The sequence below is a fragment of the Phyllobacterium sp. UNC302MFCol5.2 genome, assembly GCF_000686005.1.
In the GTDB taxonomy this organism is placed as follows: Bacteria; Pseudomonadota; Alphaproteobacteria; order Rhizobiales; family Rhizobiaceae; genus Phyllobacterium; species Phyllobacterium pellucidum.
The window spans coordinates 104,844-119,947 of the sequence record NZ_JMLL01000012.1 but is presented as its reverse complement, the minus strand read 5'-3'; the positions used below and the strand labels follow the sequence as shown (position 1 = coordinate 119,947).

The window sequence follows — 15,104 nt, the reverse complement described above, 5'->3', positions numbered from 1 at the left end:
GACTTGATGCATGCGGCCAAGGCATGCATCAATGTGGCCGGGGGCTTACGCCTCTGCACAAGCACAATGGAAAGGACGAGTTCCTATGGTCGAAACCAGATTGCTCACAGATCACCAGGAAATAAAGGATTGGGCCGCAGGTCGTTCCGGTGTGCCCACCATCCGCGATTCCGCCGATTTGATCGGTAGCGACGTTCCAGTCCTCGCGCTTGCCTTTGGCCAGCACGCCTATGAGGACGACGACGATCAGGGCGCTGACCGCCCAGCAGATTTTGGCCGTCCGCGGCTCGTTGAATGGGACGAATGGTTTGCTATTTTTGACGCCGAGAGCCTTGGCCTGGTCGTCGCCGAGGACCTTCCCGGCCAGCATGACGAGTTCCACGAGATCATCCGGCGCTAGCGCGACAATCGGCGAGATCGATTGCGCCGGAAAATAAGAAGAAAGCGCGGACAAGTAAGGTGAGGCTCGGCTCGAGGAGAAAGGAAGGGTCGACCCGAGCCCCGATGTTGCAGATCGCTAGAAGCGCAACCCCCAAAGCGTGCGCCCGCTGCAGCTTCCCGTCAACTCACGATAATGTAAAAGGTGAGGTCCGGCATTTCGCTCAATGTGACTCACCGAACCTCACATCGAGCGTTGGCCTCTCGACTCACCAACCTTGCTGCACCGCAACAGGCCTGTCAATGGCCCTGTTTGATAGCCATTTGAAGGATTTCATTCCGGCGGCCCCCCGGCGCGGCCTAAATTTACGTCACGACGCACCTAAAAAGAGGAGGAGGGAAACGTTTACAAGGGGGAACCTTATCGTCTCTTGCTCCTCCTAAAGCTGATCGCCGGTTTTCTTGGGGGCAGTGTGGCGATCAGAAGTCGATCATACGATAGCCTGAGTGATGCAAGAGTGACACGTTGCAGGAATGATACTGCCTCGCCCGGATTTCAGCACAGCTAGCAAGCTATTGCGCTCAATGGTTCCTGATCATATTGAGGAAGATGGACGCAATCTTGTCGAGATGCGCGTCGCCGCCTTCTAGGTAGGCTTGGCGCCCGGCCCCTGCAACGGCATGGAACAGCCGATTTTCGCCAATGGAAAGTGCCTCGATCTCGCGCGCAAGTTCGTTCGGGTCGCGTTCGCTTTGGTCCTTGCGCTTCAAATACTCGGCCAGAAGCCGGCGGCGCCGTTCGGCATCGGTCGTCAGTGCTCCGTAGATCCCCCAGGCAAACCAGGATTCGCCTACGCGCAAGTCGGAATCGCCTATCTGCTCAACAAATTTCGGGGAAAGCTTGGCCTTTTGCGTTTCGACGATTCCATTCGCCACTTCAAAAGCGTCCTGATCAGTCAATTGTTTCTCGGCACTCATTCCGGCCTCCAACTCATGCTGCGGTTTCGAGTGCAAGATAGTGTGCCGGGCCGGCGTTTGACAGGACAAAACCGAAAAAACTGAATGCAACGACCTGTCGGTTGCTCCGAGTGTTTCGCTCCATCCCCAATTCTCCGTATGAGCGTATCCTACAGTAAATTACTCCCAGACTGCCGGTAAGTTCAGTAGTTTTTGGGCCGATGACGCCACATTGGCGCAGTGAGCATGCTTCAATTTCACGCCATCGGCCCTGCAAGAAAGCTACTGGGGAGGGGCCGGCACTACCAGAAACGTCAATCGGGACGAGGGGTAATTTGTGATGAAGAGACTACGCCTCATGAGCGGAGCGGTGGCAATCGTGACGCTTTTCATGGCCGGGATCAGCTCAGCGGATACGATCAGCTACGCCGATGCGGTCAGTGCGCTTGCCAAGGACTGCGGCAAGGATATCAAGAAGCTTTGCAGCGGTCTCAACCTTGGCAACAACCGCATTCAGGACTGCCTGCAGAAAAACGAGGCGAAGGTTTCGCCAACCTGCACCTCCACGCTGACTTCGGTCACTGCCTCGATCAGTCAGCGGCAAGCCGCGCAGACTGGTTTTTTCAAGCTCTGCGAACATGACGCTGCCGAGTTCTGTAAGGGCGTGAAGGGCGAAGGCAATATTCTCGCCTGTCTCTTGAAGACGAAGCGGATCGACAACGGAAAGTGCAACCAGGCGATTACCGATGCGGGATGGCGTTGAACCATGCGCGGCTTAGGGAGACAAAGAATGCTTGTTCATCGACTGCGCGCCGGCCTGGCGCTTGGCCTCTTGCTCGCTGCCGGTCCTGTCGCGGCGCAGCAGCTTACCGACCGCCAGCTCGTTACCAGCTTGAGCCAGGTATCGTCCGAGGCACCGGCGATCGATATCGCACTGCTTATGGAAGAAGCGAACGCCAATGTCGGCAAGGGGGTGGCGAACCAGCCGAACTGGAGCCAACTCACTCATCTCGCGCAATTGCTTGTCGAGATCGACTTCGAGAACGATTCCGTCGCGATAGAGCCGCAGTCGTACCGGACGGTCGGACTTATTGCCGATGCGCTGCATCATCCGAACCTGATGTTCTACAAGTTCCTCGTCGTCGGGCACACAAGTTCGACAGGTGATGCAAGGCATAACCTAAAGCTCAGCCAGGAACGGGCAGACGCGATCCGGGAGGCATTGACCACAACTTTTGCCGTTTCGCCCGATCGACTTTATGCTGTGGGCGTGGGCCAGGAAATGCCGGTCGATGCCGCCAATCCGAAGGCAGCGTCAAACCGCCGGGTCCAGCTGATCAACCTTGGCATGGTGAAATAGTGCCAGCGAAGGGGGCTTGTTGCGGCTTGTAGCGCGCATTCTGATCGCAACCATCCTGTCGCTGGTCATTGTGCTGGCGACGGCATGGGCGGCGCTCGCGCTTTGGTACCGCCTGCCGGGACCCGAATATCTACGCGCGCTTGCGGGGTGCGTCTTCGCCATTCTCGGCATCGTAGCCATCATTGCCATGTTCACGCGCAGGATGTTTCGCGGCCTTGCCACCTTTCTGATCGCATTCGCGGCCCTATTACTTTGGTGGAGCACGATACGACCGCCGGCCCAGGCAGATTGGGCACCTGAAGTGTCGCGGCAGGTAACCGGCACGATGGATGGCAATGTGCTGACGCTAACAAATGTTCGCGAATTCGAATGGCGCGGCAAGACGGATTTCGTCGAACGCTGGTCGACCCGCAGCTACGACCTCAGCAAACTCCAGACCGCTGATCTTTTCATGTCCTATTGGGGCAATCCCAATATTGCGCATGTCATAATGAGTTTTGGTTTCGAGCAGGATCAATATGTTGCATGGTCGATTGAGGTAAAGCGGCGTGTGGGCGGCGCGTTCTCGCCGATAGCTGATCTATTCAAGAGTGATCCTCTCGTCATCATCGCGGCCGACGAGCGCGACGTAATTGGCGTCAGATCGAATTTTCGCGGCGAGGATGTGCAGATTTACCGCCTGAGGGCGGGACCGGCGGCCGCAAGAGCGCTGCTTCTCGAATACGTTGCCGATGCCAACGCCCTGTCGACGTCACCGGAATTCTATAATTCGATCACGACGAACTGTACGACGACGGTCGTCAAGATGATGCGTGCCGTCGGCGACGTCGTCCCTTTCGACTGGCGGTTGATCGTCAATGGCTATTTGCCTGAATATGCTTACGTCCACGGGGCGCTCGACAAAAGCTATTCGCTCGCAGATTTGCGTGCCCGCGCTCATATCGACGAGCGGGCAAATGCCGCCGGCTTGTCGCAGGATTTTTCCCGCCTCATTCGGGTCGGGGTGCCATCGCCGGCGGAAAAGAACGCCAACTGAGCGCGAGGCTGTCAGGTTCGGGGCCCACGTCTGTGGAACGGGATGATGGCCGCACGATCGAGCGCCGCGCCGATCTCGCTTGCAAGGTCGTCCACGAGTTGCAGATACTCGGCATAACGCTCATTGCGCTTTGGCTCCGTCGATTGCTCCCAACGGCACAGTTCCACCTCCGCGTCCGCGAAATCGGCACACAGTTCGCGGAACTCATCATCGCGGGCGGCACGTTCCTCTATCGCTTGACCTCGGAAAGGAAATCGCCTTTTCGCAGCCACTACCCCTCTATCCATGTCAAAGAGCTCCCTTTCCGGAGCAAAAGGAGTTTCGAACTTACTATCGTGGACGGGGAGGCATTTGGGGAGTAGGTTACCGTAGCATACAACTAGAAGATGCGGGTGGTTTCTGTTCATCGGGGGATGAAAGAATGCAGGACCAAATGGAGGCCCGGACTGAACAGGCAGCCGGCGCACAACGCGTGCCGCCCGCTCCGGAGGATATCCGCGCCCAATTGGATCGCATGATTGCCAGTCCTGAATTCCCCAATGCAGGACATGCGCATGCCTTTCTTCGCTACGTCGTTGAAGAGACGCTTGCAGGGCGTGCCGAGCGCATCAAGGGCTATTCCATCGCCATTGAGGTTTTCAATCGCGACGAAGGCTTTAACCAGGACGATCCGGTTGTACGGATCGAGGCGGGCCGTCTGCGCCGTACGCTTGAGCGTTATTATCTGATCGCCGGCAAGGATGATCCGGTAAGGATCGATATACCAAAGGGCAAGTACGTCCCGTATTTCTCCTGGAACGAAGCCGGGACGGTGGCAGAGCCTGCCGTTGCTCCCGTCGTGGCTCCTCCGAAATCCCTGTTCGCCCGCCCCGGTAGGCTGGCTGCGTGGATGCTCGCGGCTGCAATTGCAATTGCATTACTCGGTTACTGGACGTTTGCCCGCACGGTGTTCGATCCAGGCGCCTCATTCACGTCGGTTCCGAATGAACCGTCGCTCGTCGTCGCGCCCTTTGCCAATCTCGGCGAGAGCTCACAGGCCAATCTTTATGCGCTGGGGCTGACGGAAGAGCTGTTGACGGCGCTGCCCCGCTTCAAGGAACTCAAAGTGTTTGGGCGGGAAACATCCGAGGCTTTGCCAACCGGCGTGGACGCGTCGCATATACGCGGCAAGCTCGGGGCACGATACCTGCTGACCGGGGGCGTGCGTATATCCGACGATCGCGTGCGAGTGACTTCCCGGCTTATCGATACAGCGACAAATGCTATTCTTTGGTCAGACACTTATGAGGATGATCTTCGCTCACGTGGCCTTTTTGCCATCCAGACCGATGTCGCAAACAAGGTCGCGAAAGCCATAGCCCAGCCATACGGCATAATCACGCAAGTCAATACGGCGAATCCGCCGCCAGATGATCTCGACGCGTACGGGTGCACCCTTCGCTTCTATGCCTACCGCGCCGAGCTCAGCGTTGAACGCCACGCCAATGTCCGCGCGTGCCTGGAAACAGCTGTTGCGCGTTATTCGACCTATGCAACAGCCTGGGCAATGCTGTCGATCGTCTATCTGGACGAGGATCGATTCGGCTACAATCCTCGATCGAATTCGCAACCCGCACTCCAACGTGCGTTACAGGCCGCCCGGCGCGCCGTCGAACTCGAGCCTGACAACAGCCGGGCCCTCCAGGCGCTGATGACCGCTCTGTTCTTCAATCAGCAACTGGCGGAATCGATGCGCGTGGGCGAAGAGGCGCTTGCCATCAATCCCAACGACACTGAGCTGATGGGTGAATACGGGGTCCGCCTCGCCATGGGCGGCGAATGGAAGCAAGGCGCACAGGTCCTTGACCAGGCACTCGCATTCAATCCCGGCGGTGCCGGCTACTACCACGGCAATCGCGCCCTCGCTGCCTATATGCTCGAAGATTACGATACGGCGCTTATCGAAATCCGTCAGGCGAACCTCGAGAAATTTCCCCTCTTTCATCTGGTTGCTGCCGTCATCTACGCAGAAAAAGGGATGATGGATGAGGCAAAACGAGAAGGCGACACGTTCGTCGCCATGCGCCCGGGGTTCATTCCAAACCTCGTAACCGAACTCAAGCTCCGCAATATTCAACCGAATGATCAGGCCCGCATGATCGCAGGCATTCGCAAGGCAGGGCTGCTGCTGCCGCCCGGCGCAGAAGCAGCGGCGGGCGCGGTGCCGGCGGCTGCGTCTGCTCCATCTCGGTAGTGGCGTGGCGCGGGGGGTAACATACCCGATACTACGAGCTTAATGGCATCACAGCGCATAGTGTTGTTCCTGCCTGCTCAAGCGGGCGAAACAGGGAGGGATGCTTCAATGCAGAAGATGGCTCGAAACGTTAAGCGGTTCGCTGCGACAACCCTGTCGGTAGCGGCGGTGGCGCTCTATGCAGTAGCGGCAACATTATCCGCGGCAAGTGCCGACGAGGCGGACGCCAAGAAATTGCTCAAGGCAATGTCCGAGTACGTCACGGCGCAAAAGCAGATCTCGTTCAATTACGACACCAATCTCGAGGTCGTCACCAAGGAACACCAGAAACTCCTGCTGGCAAGTTCCGGAACGATCGAACTCGACCGTCCCGACAAGATCCGTGCGACGCGGCATGGCGGATTCGCCAATGTGGAAATGACCTTCGATGGCAAGACGGTGACCCTGTTTGGCAAGGATGCCAATGTATATACGCAAGTGGATTCGCCCGGCAGCATCGATCATCTCATCGACGAACTGCGGGATAAACTGCATCGTCCTGTGCCCGGCGCCGACCTGCTTCTGCCGAACGTCTACGATGAACTGATGCGGGATGTCACGAATGTGAAGGACCTCGGGAGCGGCGTAATCGGCGGGACCGAATGCGATCATCTTGCGTTCCGGGCCAAGGAGGTTGACTGGCAGATCTGGATTGCCCAGGGCGACCATCCTTATCCCTGCAGATATGTCATCACGGCGAAAAAGGTAGACCAGGGGCCGCAATACAGCATTCAGATCAGCGACTGGAAGACGGGGACAGACATCTCGGCAGCTGACTTCGGATTCAAGAACGCCACGGATGCCAAGCAGGTCGATCTCAAGAAATTGGGCGATATCGACGAACTTCCACAACACTTCGCCGTAGGAGGCAGCAAATGAAAACCTCAAGGAAGCTGAGGATAGTCGTATTGACGGCGATCGTCGGGCTGTTCGTGTTGGAAGCCGGTTTCGAATTGTCGGTCCCGGGCATATCCGGTTTCGTTACGCCCGCCGACGCCAGGATCGGACGTCCGCTCACGCCTGTGAGTGTAGCAGGAGTCGCCCGGCGAACAGTTCGCCGCTGTGCCGTCGGCGTGTACTATTGTTAAGGCCATGAGTGGGAGCGGTGCCATCTGATGCAGTTGTGTAAAAAAGTCATGCGTTCTGAACGTCGATATGGGGCGTTCATTCTATTGTTGGCCATTCTCGCTTCAGGTTGTGCGAGCCATCCGAAAAACGTGCTGGCGCCGGTTGCCGAGACCGCGCCAGCAGCAAGTCAGGTCGATATGCTCGTCACGACGACCCGCAAGCGCTCCACCAACCCCGGCGAGATGTTCAGCGGCGAGCGGGGGCTCGCGCCGGCATTTGCTGACATCACGGTTTCGATCCCGCCAAAGACGGTGCGCAAGGAGGGTGAAGTAGCTTGGCCGAAGCGACTTCCTCCCAACCCGGCAACAGATTTTGCGACGCTGAAGACAGATGATTTGACCCTGGATGAAGCCAAGCAATGGCTCCGTACGGGGGTCCGAAAATCCCCTGATCGCAGCGTTCTCGTATTTGTCCATGGGTTTAACAACAGGTTCGAAAGTTCCGTTTTCCGCTTTGCGCAGATCGTAAAGGATTCGGGCGTTCATAGTGCGCCGATACTTGTGACATGGCCCTCGCGCGGAAGCCTTCTCGCCTATGGCTACGATCGGGAAAGCACCAATTACACGCGCAATGCCCTCGAAAACCTGTTCCAGTATCTGGCGCGGGATCCAGAGGTTAAGGAAGTCTCCGTGCTGGCGCATTCGATGGGAAACTGGCTCGCACTCGAGTCTCTCCGCCAGATGGCGATCCGTAATGGCAAGCTGCCTGCGAAATTCACCAATGTGATGCTGGCGGCACCCGATGTCGATGTCGACGTTTTCCGGTCGCAAATTGCCGACATGGGAAGCCAGCATCCCCGCTTCACACTGTTTGTGTCGCGCGATGATCGCGCTTTGGCGCTATCGCGGCGTATCTGGGGGGACATTCCGCGGCTTGGGTCGATCGATCCCGAGCAGGCGCCTTACAAAGCAGAACTCGAGAACAACAAGATCGCCGTCATCGATCTCACCAAGATCAAGGCCGGCGACGATCTCCACCACTCGAAGTTTGCTGAATCACCGGAGATTGTGCAACTCATCGGCCAGCGCATTTCCGAGGGCCAGACGCTGACCGACAGCAAGACAGGTCTCGGCGATCAGATTCTCGCCGCGACAACCGGAACGGCAGCCGCCGCAGGCGGCGCTGCCGGATTGATATTGGCTGCCCCGGTCGCGGTTGTCGATCAAGCAACGCGAGACAATTACGGGGATCAGCTCAGCGGGACCTTTGGGGTGTCGCAGAACACCACGACGAAGAAAGCGCCTGCCAGGGACTGCAGCGCCGGCCTTGCTTCGACAAGGAGATGCGACTGAGCCCATCTGGAGCAGGCCGGATAGTTCGCTCCCTGCTCCTGAACAGATCCTGTTGGTCAGCTAGACGGAGCCGGCCGTCGCATTGGCAAATATGGCGCTGGCAAAGGCTAGGGGGCGGTCAGATGCCGCCCCTCAGCGGTCAGGATCAGCTGACGAGCTGATCGGCCCGCGCTGCAATCCTCTGATAGGCCTTTTCGATCGGATCGCTTACCTTGACGAACGGCGAAGCCCAGATGCGGAGCAGTGCCTTGAGGTGTTCGCGGCCACCCTCGTAACCGACGATCGGTGCAAATGGCGTCATGGCCACAGGCGCTTCGTTGGCATATAGGCGCTTGTAATCCGCGAAATTGGTGAAGTGCTCATAATTGCTTTCCCTGACGAGAAGCGTCTCGGCAGCCAACCCTTCCGCCTGGATCACTTCATGGGTATCCAGTACGATATGGTAGTAGTCGAGCACCTCGCCGCGGCTGGGAGTAGCAGGAGCAATAGTAGCCCCGTTTACGAGGTCCTTCACGCGGATAAGGACGCCATCAATATAGAGCGCATGGTTGGGAGAGAGGTAAAGGTCTTTGTGCGGCGTACGATCGTCGAGCGCATGGCGCGAAACCTTGATGGGAACAACGCTTTCATGCCAGGATTTTCCGCCGTTCTTGTAGCGTTGATGCCCGACCCATTTGATGGGCACTGCATGGCCCCGCATTGTGACCACCAGATCACCCACCTTGAGTTCCTCGATCACCGCCTCGCCTGTCGGCGTCATGATCGAAGTGCCGCGCAGAAAGCAATTCTGGCCGCTGGAACCGGAGCCTGAACCCGATCCGGAGCCCTTGTTGCCTCCTCTTCTCCAGGTCTTGTGACCCATCGCGTCCGCCGCCGAAGAAGCAACGACTGTTGCTGTGATTGCACCCGCCACGCCAAGGAAATGTCTTCGCGCTCGGTTGTGCGGTGAATTTTGTCTTTTACCTGATGACATCATGCCCCTCCATTTTGTTATTGGTGCGGTTTCTACCGATATTGGCCCAAGATCATCCTACATGAACTGCGGGCGCCAGAAACGCTCATGGTTAGTGCTTGCCAGCTGATGAATTAGGCGTAGCAATTGCTTGAAAAATATGCACTTCGAGAGAAATCATACTACTTTGGAAGTAGCGGGGGGGTCCCCTGAGGACGACGCGGAAGAAGGGTTGGCGGCGCTAGCCCTCGCCAGCGCTTTCAGAAGAAGCGGCCTCCTTGAACCGCGTCTCGAACTCGCGGCGCAGGCTCCGCCGCGTTTCCGCTGCCCGCAATCGTCTCTTTGCGATCTCAGATTGTGGATCATACGCTGGAATGGCGGTCGGCTTTCCTTCTTCATCCACGGCCACCATGGTGAAGTAGCATGAATTGGTGTGCCGGCGGACGCCGCTGCGGATGTCTTCCGCTTCCACCCGAATGCCCACTTCCATTGAGGTTCGGCCCGCGTAATTGATCGAGGCGCGGAACGTTACGAGTTCACCGACAAGGATGGGTTGGCGAAACACCACCTGGTCTACCGATAGAGTCACCGCATATTGCTTGGAAAAGCGCGAGGCACAGGAGAAAGCGACGCGGTCGAGAAGATTGAGAAGAGCGCCGCCGTGGACCTTGCCGCTGAAATTCGCCATGTCCGGTGTCATGAGGACCACCATCTCCACATGACTCGTATCGGTGTGATCGCCCATATTTCCCCATCTCCTTATGGTGGCGTCCATGGGAGGCCACTTGCGCGCGCAAGCCACTATGTAAGAAATGCTTTCGGGCCGCAACGCAGCTTCGACAGGCGCAAAATGCGTCAGGCGTCCATTTGAAGTGGCGTATGATTGCGCATCGTCCGAGCGGGTTGGGCTTTCGCGCCGGGTTCGCTAAAGCGGCAGTTCCTTCCCGGCCTGCTCGCGCACGATGTATTCGGCGTACCAATCCGGCCAGTTCTCGTCGTGCTTGCCGCCCTCGCGCTTCTCATGTTCGCCATGCGCGGTTGCTGCCCGGCGCAAGGCGGCAGCAAGCTCGGACGAGGAATTGAACAAGGTGTTGTCTGCGTCGACGCGCCCCGGCAGCCGTGCCGTGATTTCCTGCAATAGCCAGCCATTGCCGTCAGGATCGCTGAATGACGCGAACGAACGATAGGTACCCCGTTCGGGATCAAGGCCGCTGACCCGGACACTGCCAAACAGGTAGGGTTCGTCGGATCCGGTATAGGTGTCGCCGGCATGGTGGAATGTTTCGCTGACCTTGACTCCGTGGCCGATCAACTCGGTGCGCGCTGCCTCGATGTCGGAAACAATGAGATAGAGCCCCTTGACTGAACCTGGAGCTGCAGCAGTGACGTTCTTACCGAAAATGACCGAGCACCCCGAACCCGGCGGCGTGAACTGAATGACGCGAAAGTCGTCGGCAGGGTAGTCGGCGTCGAGCCGCCAGCCGAGACTTGAATAGAATTCCTTCGCCCTGTCGACGTCCGAAACAGGGATGACGACGATCTCCAACTTCATGTCCACGCCCGTATTTGTCATAGTTCCCTCCCCGTGTTGGTAAGCTAGCGACGTTCAACTTACGCCCGTTTCAGAAGACCAGGATTTGCCGGCATCTTGCGCAGACGCGTCCCGGTTGCTGCATAGATTGCATTGGCGATTGCGGGGACGATTGCCGATGTACCGGTCTCGCCCATCCCTCCCGGTGGTTCCGTGCTCGCCATAATGTGAACCTCGATGGCCGGTGCTTCGTTGATGCGCAGCATCTGGTAGGAGTCGAAATTGGTCTGCTCGACACGCCCGTTCTTGAGCGTAATTTCCCCATAGAGTGCTGCCGTCGCTCCGAAGATGATGCCGCTCTGGATTTGAGCCTCGATCGTATTCGGGTTGACGGGGGTGCCGCAATCCATCGCGCAGACGACGCGTCGAAGCTGGACAGTGCCGTCTTTCGCCACTTCGACCTCGGCAACCTGTGCCATGTAGCTGCCGAAGACAAACTGCAGCGAAACCCCGCGTCCGCTTCCCTCGGGGAGCGTGCTCCCCCATCCGGCTTTTTCGGCCGCAAGGTCGAGAACGGCCTTAGCGCGGGGCGACTTGTCGAGAAGCGCCCGCCTGTAAGCAACGGGGTCCTGTTTTGCCGCAGCAGCCAGTTCGTCGACGAAGCTTTCGGTTACGAAAACATTGTGCGAGGGGCCGACACTGCGCCAGAATCCAGTCGGAATGGCCGGAGGCTCCGCCCGCACATATTCGACATGAAAGTTCGGCAAATCGTAGACGAGATCGATGGCTCCTTCGGTCGAGTCCGGATCGAGCCCATCCTTGAAGCCTGGGGGCAGCCACCGCGCAATCACGGACGATCCGGCGAACCGGTTCTTCCAGGCAATTGGCCTACCCTTGTCGTCGAGCCCAGCTGAAAGGCGATCGAACCAGTAGGGGCGGTATAGGTCGTGCTGGATATCTTCCTCGCGCGTCCATACCACTTTTACCGGACTATCGACTTGCTTGGCGATGTCCACGGCGCGGACCGCGCCATCCGCCTCAAGGCGCCTGCCAAAGCCGCCACCGATCAGGTGGTTGTGAACAATGACCTTCTCCTGCGGCAGACCAGCCGCCTGCGCCGCCATCGCCTGAACCCGCGCGATCGCTTGATTCCCGATCCAGATCTCGCATTCATCCTTGCGGAAATGCACGGTACAATTCATCGGCTCCATCGGCGCATGTGCCAGGAACGGCAACTGATAGCTCGCCTCGACCCGCGTGACCGCGCTGCCCATGGCCTTGTCCACTTCGCCGATATTCTGTGCAACGGCACCTGGGCTCATTGTCGCCTTGTCGAGCTCGCGGGCAATATCCTCGGTGGCAAGCGAAGCGTGCTGGCCGTCATCCCATTCGATCTGCAGGGCTTCCATGCCCTTTTTTGCAGCGCCCATATGATCGGCCACGACTGCGACAGCATCGTCAAGCCTTACAACCTGACGCACGCCCTTAACGGCCAGAGCGGCAGCGTCATCGAGGCTCTTCACCCTGCCGCCAAAGACCGGAGACTGCGCAAGCGTTGCGATCTTTACCCCGGGCGGCCGGACATCGATGCCATAAATGGCGGTGCCGTTGACCTTTGTCGGCGTGTCGAGCCGCTTGATTGGCTTGCCTATCAACGTGAAACTATCGGCCGATTTCAGCGCGACATCTTTCTGCACCGGCATGTTCGCTGCCGCGCCGGCCAGTGCTCCATATGTCAGTCGCTTGCCGGTCTCATCGTGTATCACCTCACCGCCCTGCGCGCGGCAAGTACCCGGATCGACACTCCACTCCTTGGCGGCCGCTGCAACCAACATCATGCGCGCGGTTGCACCCGCCTCCCGCATTGGTTTCCATGCACCCCGCATGGCGTTCGAATTACCCGTGGCCTGGACCCCGAGCAGCGGATTTGCATAAAACTGTTCATTCGGGGGCGCATGTTCGAGGTGAACCTTGTCCAGGCTCACTTCAAGTTCTTCGGCTATCAGCATGGGGATCGCAGTATAGGTGCCCTGGCCCATTTCGACATAGGGCATCGTCAGGAAAACCTCGCCATTGCCATCAATGCGAATGATGGCGTTTGGCACGAAGCCTGCGGCTTTGCTCGCCCTCGCTGTATTTCTTGATGATGGCAGGTGCAGGCTCAAGACAAGTCCACCGCCGATAGCCGCACTTGCCTTAAGAAAGCTGCGGCGGGAGAGATTTGCCGGCAACAGAGACTGGCGTGAACCCCTTTCGGTCAAGGCGTGATCGATGGTCATGGTCGTCAACCTCCATTTCCGGCCGATTGTGCTGCAAGCTTTATGGCCGCGCGAATGCGAACATAGGTACCGCACCTGCAGATATTGCCGCTCATGGCATCATCGATATCGGCGTCCGTCGGGTTCGGGTTGGCAGCCAGCAACGCCGATGCCGACATGATCTGGCCGGATTGACAGTAGCCGCATTGGGGAACCTCGTGCTCGAGCCACGCCTTCTGTATTTTGGCGCCCGCTGGAGTCGAGCCGATCGCTTCGATCGTCGTCACCTCGGAGTCGCCAAGGCTATCGACTGTCGTAATGCAGGAGCGTGTGGCGACACCGTCGATCTGAACGGTGCAGGCGCCGCAAAGCGCCATCCCGCAACCGAATTTCGTGCCGGTCATACCCAACACATCCCGTAGGACCCACAGAAGTGGCGTGTCGTCGTCGACGTCGACGCTGTGGGTATTTCCATTGATTTTGATGGCAACAGCCATGGCGCACTCTCCCGTTTATGAGGATCGGCAGGGCAGTCCGCCGATAATATGCGAACGCTATGATTTTGTTAGTATGGGTTAAGCGAAGGCGATTGAGACGCAGGTACGCGAACTAACCCCATTTTGGGGGCAAAGACCCCCTCAGACCGTGTGCTCGTAAACGTTCATCTTAGGCCAGACCAGCGAGGTTGACCAGATCTTCGTATGGTGGGGAGCGCACGTGATTTTTGCTTCATCGGCTTCATTGTAGCCGATGCAGATCATGATGGCCGAAAGTTGGACGCGCAATCACAACGCGGAACAGCGGCTCGAACGCTTATCCCGCAAACTGTTCGCTGACATAGTCCCAGTTGACGAGCTTGCTCAAAACCGCAGCAACATGCTCTGGGCGACGATTTTCATAATCGAGATAGTAGGCGTGTTCCCATACATCGATCCCGACGAGGGCTTTCTTGCCATCAGCGAGTGGCGTTCCAGCGTCCTGTAGCCCAACGATTGTCAGCTTGTCGCCATCCTTGACGAGCCAAACCCAACCGGTTCCAAAGACCTTGTCGCCCTCGGCCACCATTTTCTTTTGCATTTCGTCCGGCCCGCCGAAGCTGGTCTTTACCGCATCGAGCAGCGCGCCCTTTGGCGCGGCCGATCCGCCCTTGAATTGTTGCCAATAGAGGTTGTGGTTCCAGGCCTGCGCAGCGTTGTTGTAGATGTCGGTGTCACCTTGTTTCTTCGAACGAACGACGACCTCTTCCAGCGAAAGGTCGGCGTAAGGCGTCTTTTCCACCAGCGTGTTCAGCTTCTTGAAATAGCCTGCATGGTGCTTGCCATAATGGAGTCCGACAGTCCTTGCCGAAATGGCCGGGGCCAGAGCGCCTTCGGCATAAGGCAGTTCGGGTTGTTTGAACGGTGCAGCGGCCCACGAGCGTCCCGCAGGCGCAAACAGTGTCGTCGCAGCGGAAGCTGCTGTCAGTGCGAGTACGCTACGTCGATTGAATTTCATTCTTGCCTCCTTGGCCCGTCCGTACGCTGGCGCTCCGGCATTTCAATACCAGCGGCGTCGCGTATCCTCCGCTGTCATGCGACCGACCAACACGCCGAGGAAAAATCCAAGAATGCCTATTGCGCCGACCGCCGACACCGCTCGTCCCGGGTTGCGCCGCACCGGACCGGCGACAGACTCTGCCTGGCGGCGAACCGTCCGCGCAGCCGTCGTTGCCATGGACGAGGCGTAGTCCGCCAAGCCGGAGTCAGCACTTCTGGCGGGTTGTTTGCGTGGAGAAGCCTTGCTCTTGGTTGTGTCTTTGCGAGTGGCGGCGCTTCGGGTTTTCGGCTTTGTCTTGCTCTGATCCGCAGCCACTTCGCCGTCCGTGATCGTATTGTCGTCCATTGGGTTCGCCTCCTCGCGTGAATATTGAGCAACGATCCGCGAGAAGGTTGGTTCCGCAA

Annotated in this window: 17 protein-coding genes; 9 read left to right on the top strand and 8 right to left on the bottom strand. The window is 58.2% G+C overall.

Translation table 11 applies throughout. The annotated features are described in order from the left end of the window. The first annotated feature begins 85 nt into the window (after positions 1-85). Entirely contained in the window at positions 86-400 is a 315-nt protein-coding gene (locus tag BR48_RS0115280) for a hypothetical protein (protein WP_027232111.1), read from the top strand. A gap of 560 nt (positions 401-960) precedes the next feature. Here BR48_RS0115280 and BR48_RS0115275 read toward each other — a convergent pair. After that, positions 961-1,356: a hypothetical protein gene (locus tag BR48_RS0115275; RefSeq protein WP_027232110.1), complete on the bottom strand. Its 396-nt coding sequence runs from the start codon at positions 1,354-1,356 to the stop codon at positions 961-963. 337 nt (positions 1,357-1,693) lie between these two features. Between BR48_RS0115275 and BR48_RS0115265 the strand changes: the two genes are divergently transcribed. From BR48_RS0115265 to BR48_RS0115235, 8 genes are all read left to right on the top strand, one after another. Beyond that, the gene (locus BR48_RS0115265; protein WP_228020112.1) at positions 1,694-2,098 is read left to right on the top strand and encodes a hypothetical protein; all 405 of its coding nucleotides are present in this window, start codon (positions 1,694-1,696) and stop codon (positions 2,096-2,098) included. A gap of 27 nt (positions 2,099-2,125) precedes the next feature. Next, complete coding sequence (locus BR48_RS0115260) at positions 2,126-2,695, top strand: OmpA family protein (protein ID WP_027232108.1); 570 nt, start codon at positions 2,126-2,128, stop codon at positions 2,693-2,695. Positions 2,696-2,711: 16 nt separating this feature from the next. Then, on the top strand, positions 2,712-3,731 hold the full coding sequence (locus BR48_RS0115255) for a DUF4105 domain-containing protein (protein WP_027232107.1): 1,020 nt from the start codon (positions 2,712-2,714) through the stop codon (positions 3,729-3,731). Positions 3,732-3,763: 32 nt separating this feature from the next. Then, complete coding sequence (locus BR48_RS26850) at positions 3,764-4,093, top strand: hypothetical protein (RefSeq protein WP_027232106.1); 330 nt, start codon at positions 3,764-3,766, stop codon at positions 4,091-4,093. 59 nt (positions 4,094-4,152) lie between these two features. Further along, positions 4,153-5,964, top strand: a complete 1,812-nt coding sequence (locus tag BR48_RS24690; RefSeq protein WP_051615042.1) for an adenylate cyclase — start codon at positions 4,153-4,155, stop codon at positions 5,962-5,964. Positions 5,965-6,081: 117 nt separating this feature from the next. After that, positions 6,082-6,882, top strand: coding sequence for a DUF2092 domain-containing protein (locus BR48_RS0115240; RefSeq protein ID WP_051615093.1), 801 nt, complete (start codon positions 6,082-6,084; stop codon positions 6,880-6,882). Next, positions 6,879-7,091 carry a hypothetical protein gene (locus BR48_RS24685; RefSeq protein ID WP_036814631.1) on the top strand — a complete coding sequence of 71 codons (213 nt, stop codon included), beginning with the start codon at positions 6,879-6,881 and terminating at the stop codon, positions 7,089-7,091. The genes BR48_RS0115240 and BR48_RS24685 overlap by 4 nt, the downstream gene beginning before the upstream one ends. Positions 7,092-7,139: 48 nt before the next feature. After that, on the top strand, positions 7,140-8,423 hold the full coding sequence (locus BR48_RS0115235) for an alpha/beta hydrolase (protein ID WP_036814629.1): 1,284 nt from the start codon (positions 7,140-7,142) through the stop codon (positions 8,421-8,423). 145 nt (positions 8,424-8,568) lie between these two features. Here BR48_RS0115235 and BR48_RS0115230 read toward each other — a convergent pair whose 3' ends face one another. From BR48_RS0115230 to BR48_RS25525, 7 genes are all read right to left on the bottom strand, one after another. Further along, a complete protein-coding gene (locus BR48_RS0115230; RefSeq protein WP_027232103.1) occupies positions 8,569-9,396 on the bottom strand; it encodes a Hint domain-containing protein in 828 nt (275 codons plus the stop codon). Positions 9,397-9,616: 220 nt separating this feature from the next. Further along, positions 9,617-10,120 (bottom strand): acyl-CoA thioesterase, encoded by a 504-nt coding sequence (locus tag BR48_RS0115225; protein WP_027232102.1) that lies wholly within the window; start codon positions 10,118-10,120, stop codon positions 9,617-9,619. Between the two features lie 180 nt (positions 10,121-10,300). Next, entirely contained in the window at positions 10,301-10,948 is a 648-nt protein-coding gene (locus BR48_RS0115220) for a VOC family protein (protein WP_027232101.1), read from the bottom strand. Between the two features lie 38 nt (positions 10,949-10,986). After that, positions 10,987-13,185 carry a xanthine dehydrogenase family protein molybdopterin-binding subunit gene (locus tag BR48_RS0115215; protein WP_051615091.1) on the bottom strand — a complete coding sequence of 733 codons (2,199 nt, stop codon included), beginning with the start codon at positions 13,183-13,185 and terminating at the stop codon, positions 10,987-10,989. A gap of 5 nt (positions 13,186-13,190) precedes the next feature. Then, positions 13,191-13,661 (bottom strand): (2Fe-2S)-binding protein, encoded by a 471-nt coding sequence (locus BR48_RS0115210; RefSeq protein WP_027232099.1) that lies wholly within the window; start codon positions 13,659-13,661, stop codon positions 13,191-13,193. A 316-nt stretch (positions 13,662-13,977) separates the two neighbouring features. Next, entirely contained in the window at positions 13,978-14,658 is a 681-nt protein-coding gene (locus BR48_RS0115200) for a superoxide dismutase (RefSeq protein WP_027232098.1), read from the bottom strand. Positions 14,659-14,700: 42 nt separating this feature from the next. Then, positions 14,701-15,045 carry a hypothetical protein gene (locus BR48_RS25525; protein ID WP_051615040.1) on the bottom strand — a complete coding sequence of 115 codons (345 nt, stop codon included), beginning with the start codon at positions 15,043-15,045 and terminating at the stop codon, positions 14,701-14,703. Positions 15,046-15,104 lie beyond the last annotated feature (59 nt).

Excerpts from the sequence above, each read along its gene's own strand:
- BR48_RS0115280 (WP_027232111.1), top strand. The coding sequence starts at position 86 with ATGGTCGAAACCAGATTGCTCACAGATCACCAGGAAATAAAGGATTGG.
- BR48_RS0115275 (WP_027232110.1), bottom strand. The coding sequence starts at position 1,356 with ATGAGTGCCGAGAAACAATTGACTGATCAGGACGCTTTTGAAGTGGCG.
- BR48_RS0115265 (WP_228020112.1), top strand. The coding sequence starts at position 1,694 with ATGAGCGGAGCGGTGGCAATCGTGACGCTTTTCATGGCCGGGATCAGC.
- BR48_RS0115260 (WP_027232108.1), top strand. The coding sequence starts at position 2,126 with ATGCTTGTTCATCGACTGCGCGCCGGCCTGGCGCTTGGCCTCTTGCTC.
- BR48_RS24690 (WP_051615042.1), top strand. The coding sequence starts at position 4,153 with ATGCAGGACCAAATGGAGGCCCGGACTGAACAGGCAGCCGGCGCACAA.
- BR48_RS0115240 (WP_051615093.1), top strand. The coding sequence starts at position 6,082 with ATGGCTCGAAACGTTAAGCGGTTCGCTGCGACAACCCTGTCGGTAGCG.
- BR48_RS24685 (WP_036814631.1), top strand. The coding sequence starts at position 6,879 with ATGAAAACCTCAAGGAAGCTGAGGATAGTCGTATTGACGGCGATCGTC.
- BR48_RS0115235 (WP_036814629.1), top strand. The coding sequence starts at position 7,140 with ATGCGTTCTGAACGTCGATATGGGGCGTTCATTCTATTGTTGGCCATT.
- BR48_RS0115230 (WP_027232103.1), bottom strand. The coding sequence starts at position 9,396 with ATGTCATCAGGTAAAAGACAAAATTCACCGCACAACCGAGCGCGAAGA.
- BR48_RS0115225 (WP_027232102.1), bottom strand. The coding sequence starts at position 10,120 with ATGGGCGATCACACCGATACGAGTCATGTGGAGATGGTGGTCCTCATG.
- BR48_RS0115220 (WP_027232101.1), bottom strand. The coding sequence starts at position 10,948 with ATGACAAATACGGGCGTGGACATGAAGTTGGAGATCGTCGTCATCCCT.
- BR48_RS0115215 (WP_051615091.1), bottom strand. The coding sequence starts at position 13,185 with ATGACCATCGATCACGCCTTGACCGAAAGGGGTTCACGCCAGTCTCTG.
- BR48_RS0115210 (WP_027232099.1), bottom strand. The coding sequence starts at position 13,661 with ATGGCTGTTGCCATCAAAATCAATGGAAATACCCACAGCGTCGACGTC.
- BR48_RS0115200 (WP_027232098.1), bottom strand. The coding sequence starts at position 14,658 with ATGAAATTCAATCGACGTAGCGTACTCGCACTGACAGCAGCTTCCGCT.
- BR48_RS25525 (WP_051615040.1), bottom strand. The coding sequence starts at position 15,045 with ATGGACGACAATACGATCACGGACGGCGAAGTGGCTGCGGATCAGAGC.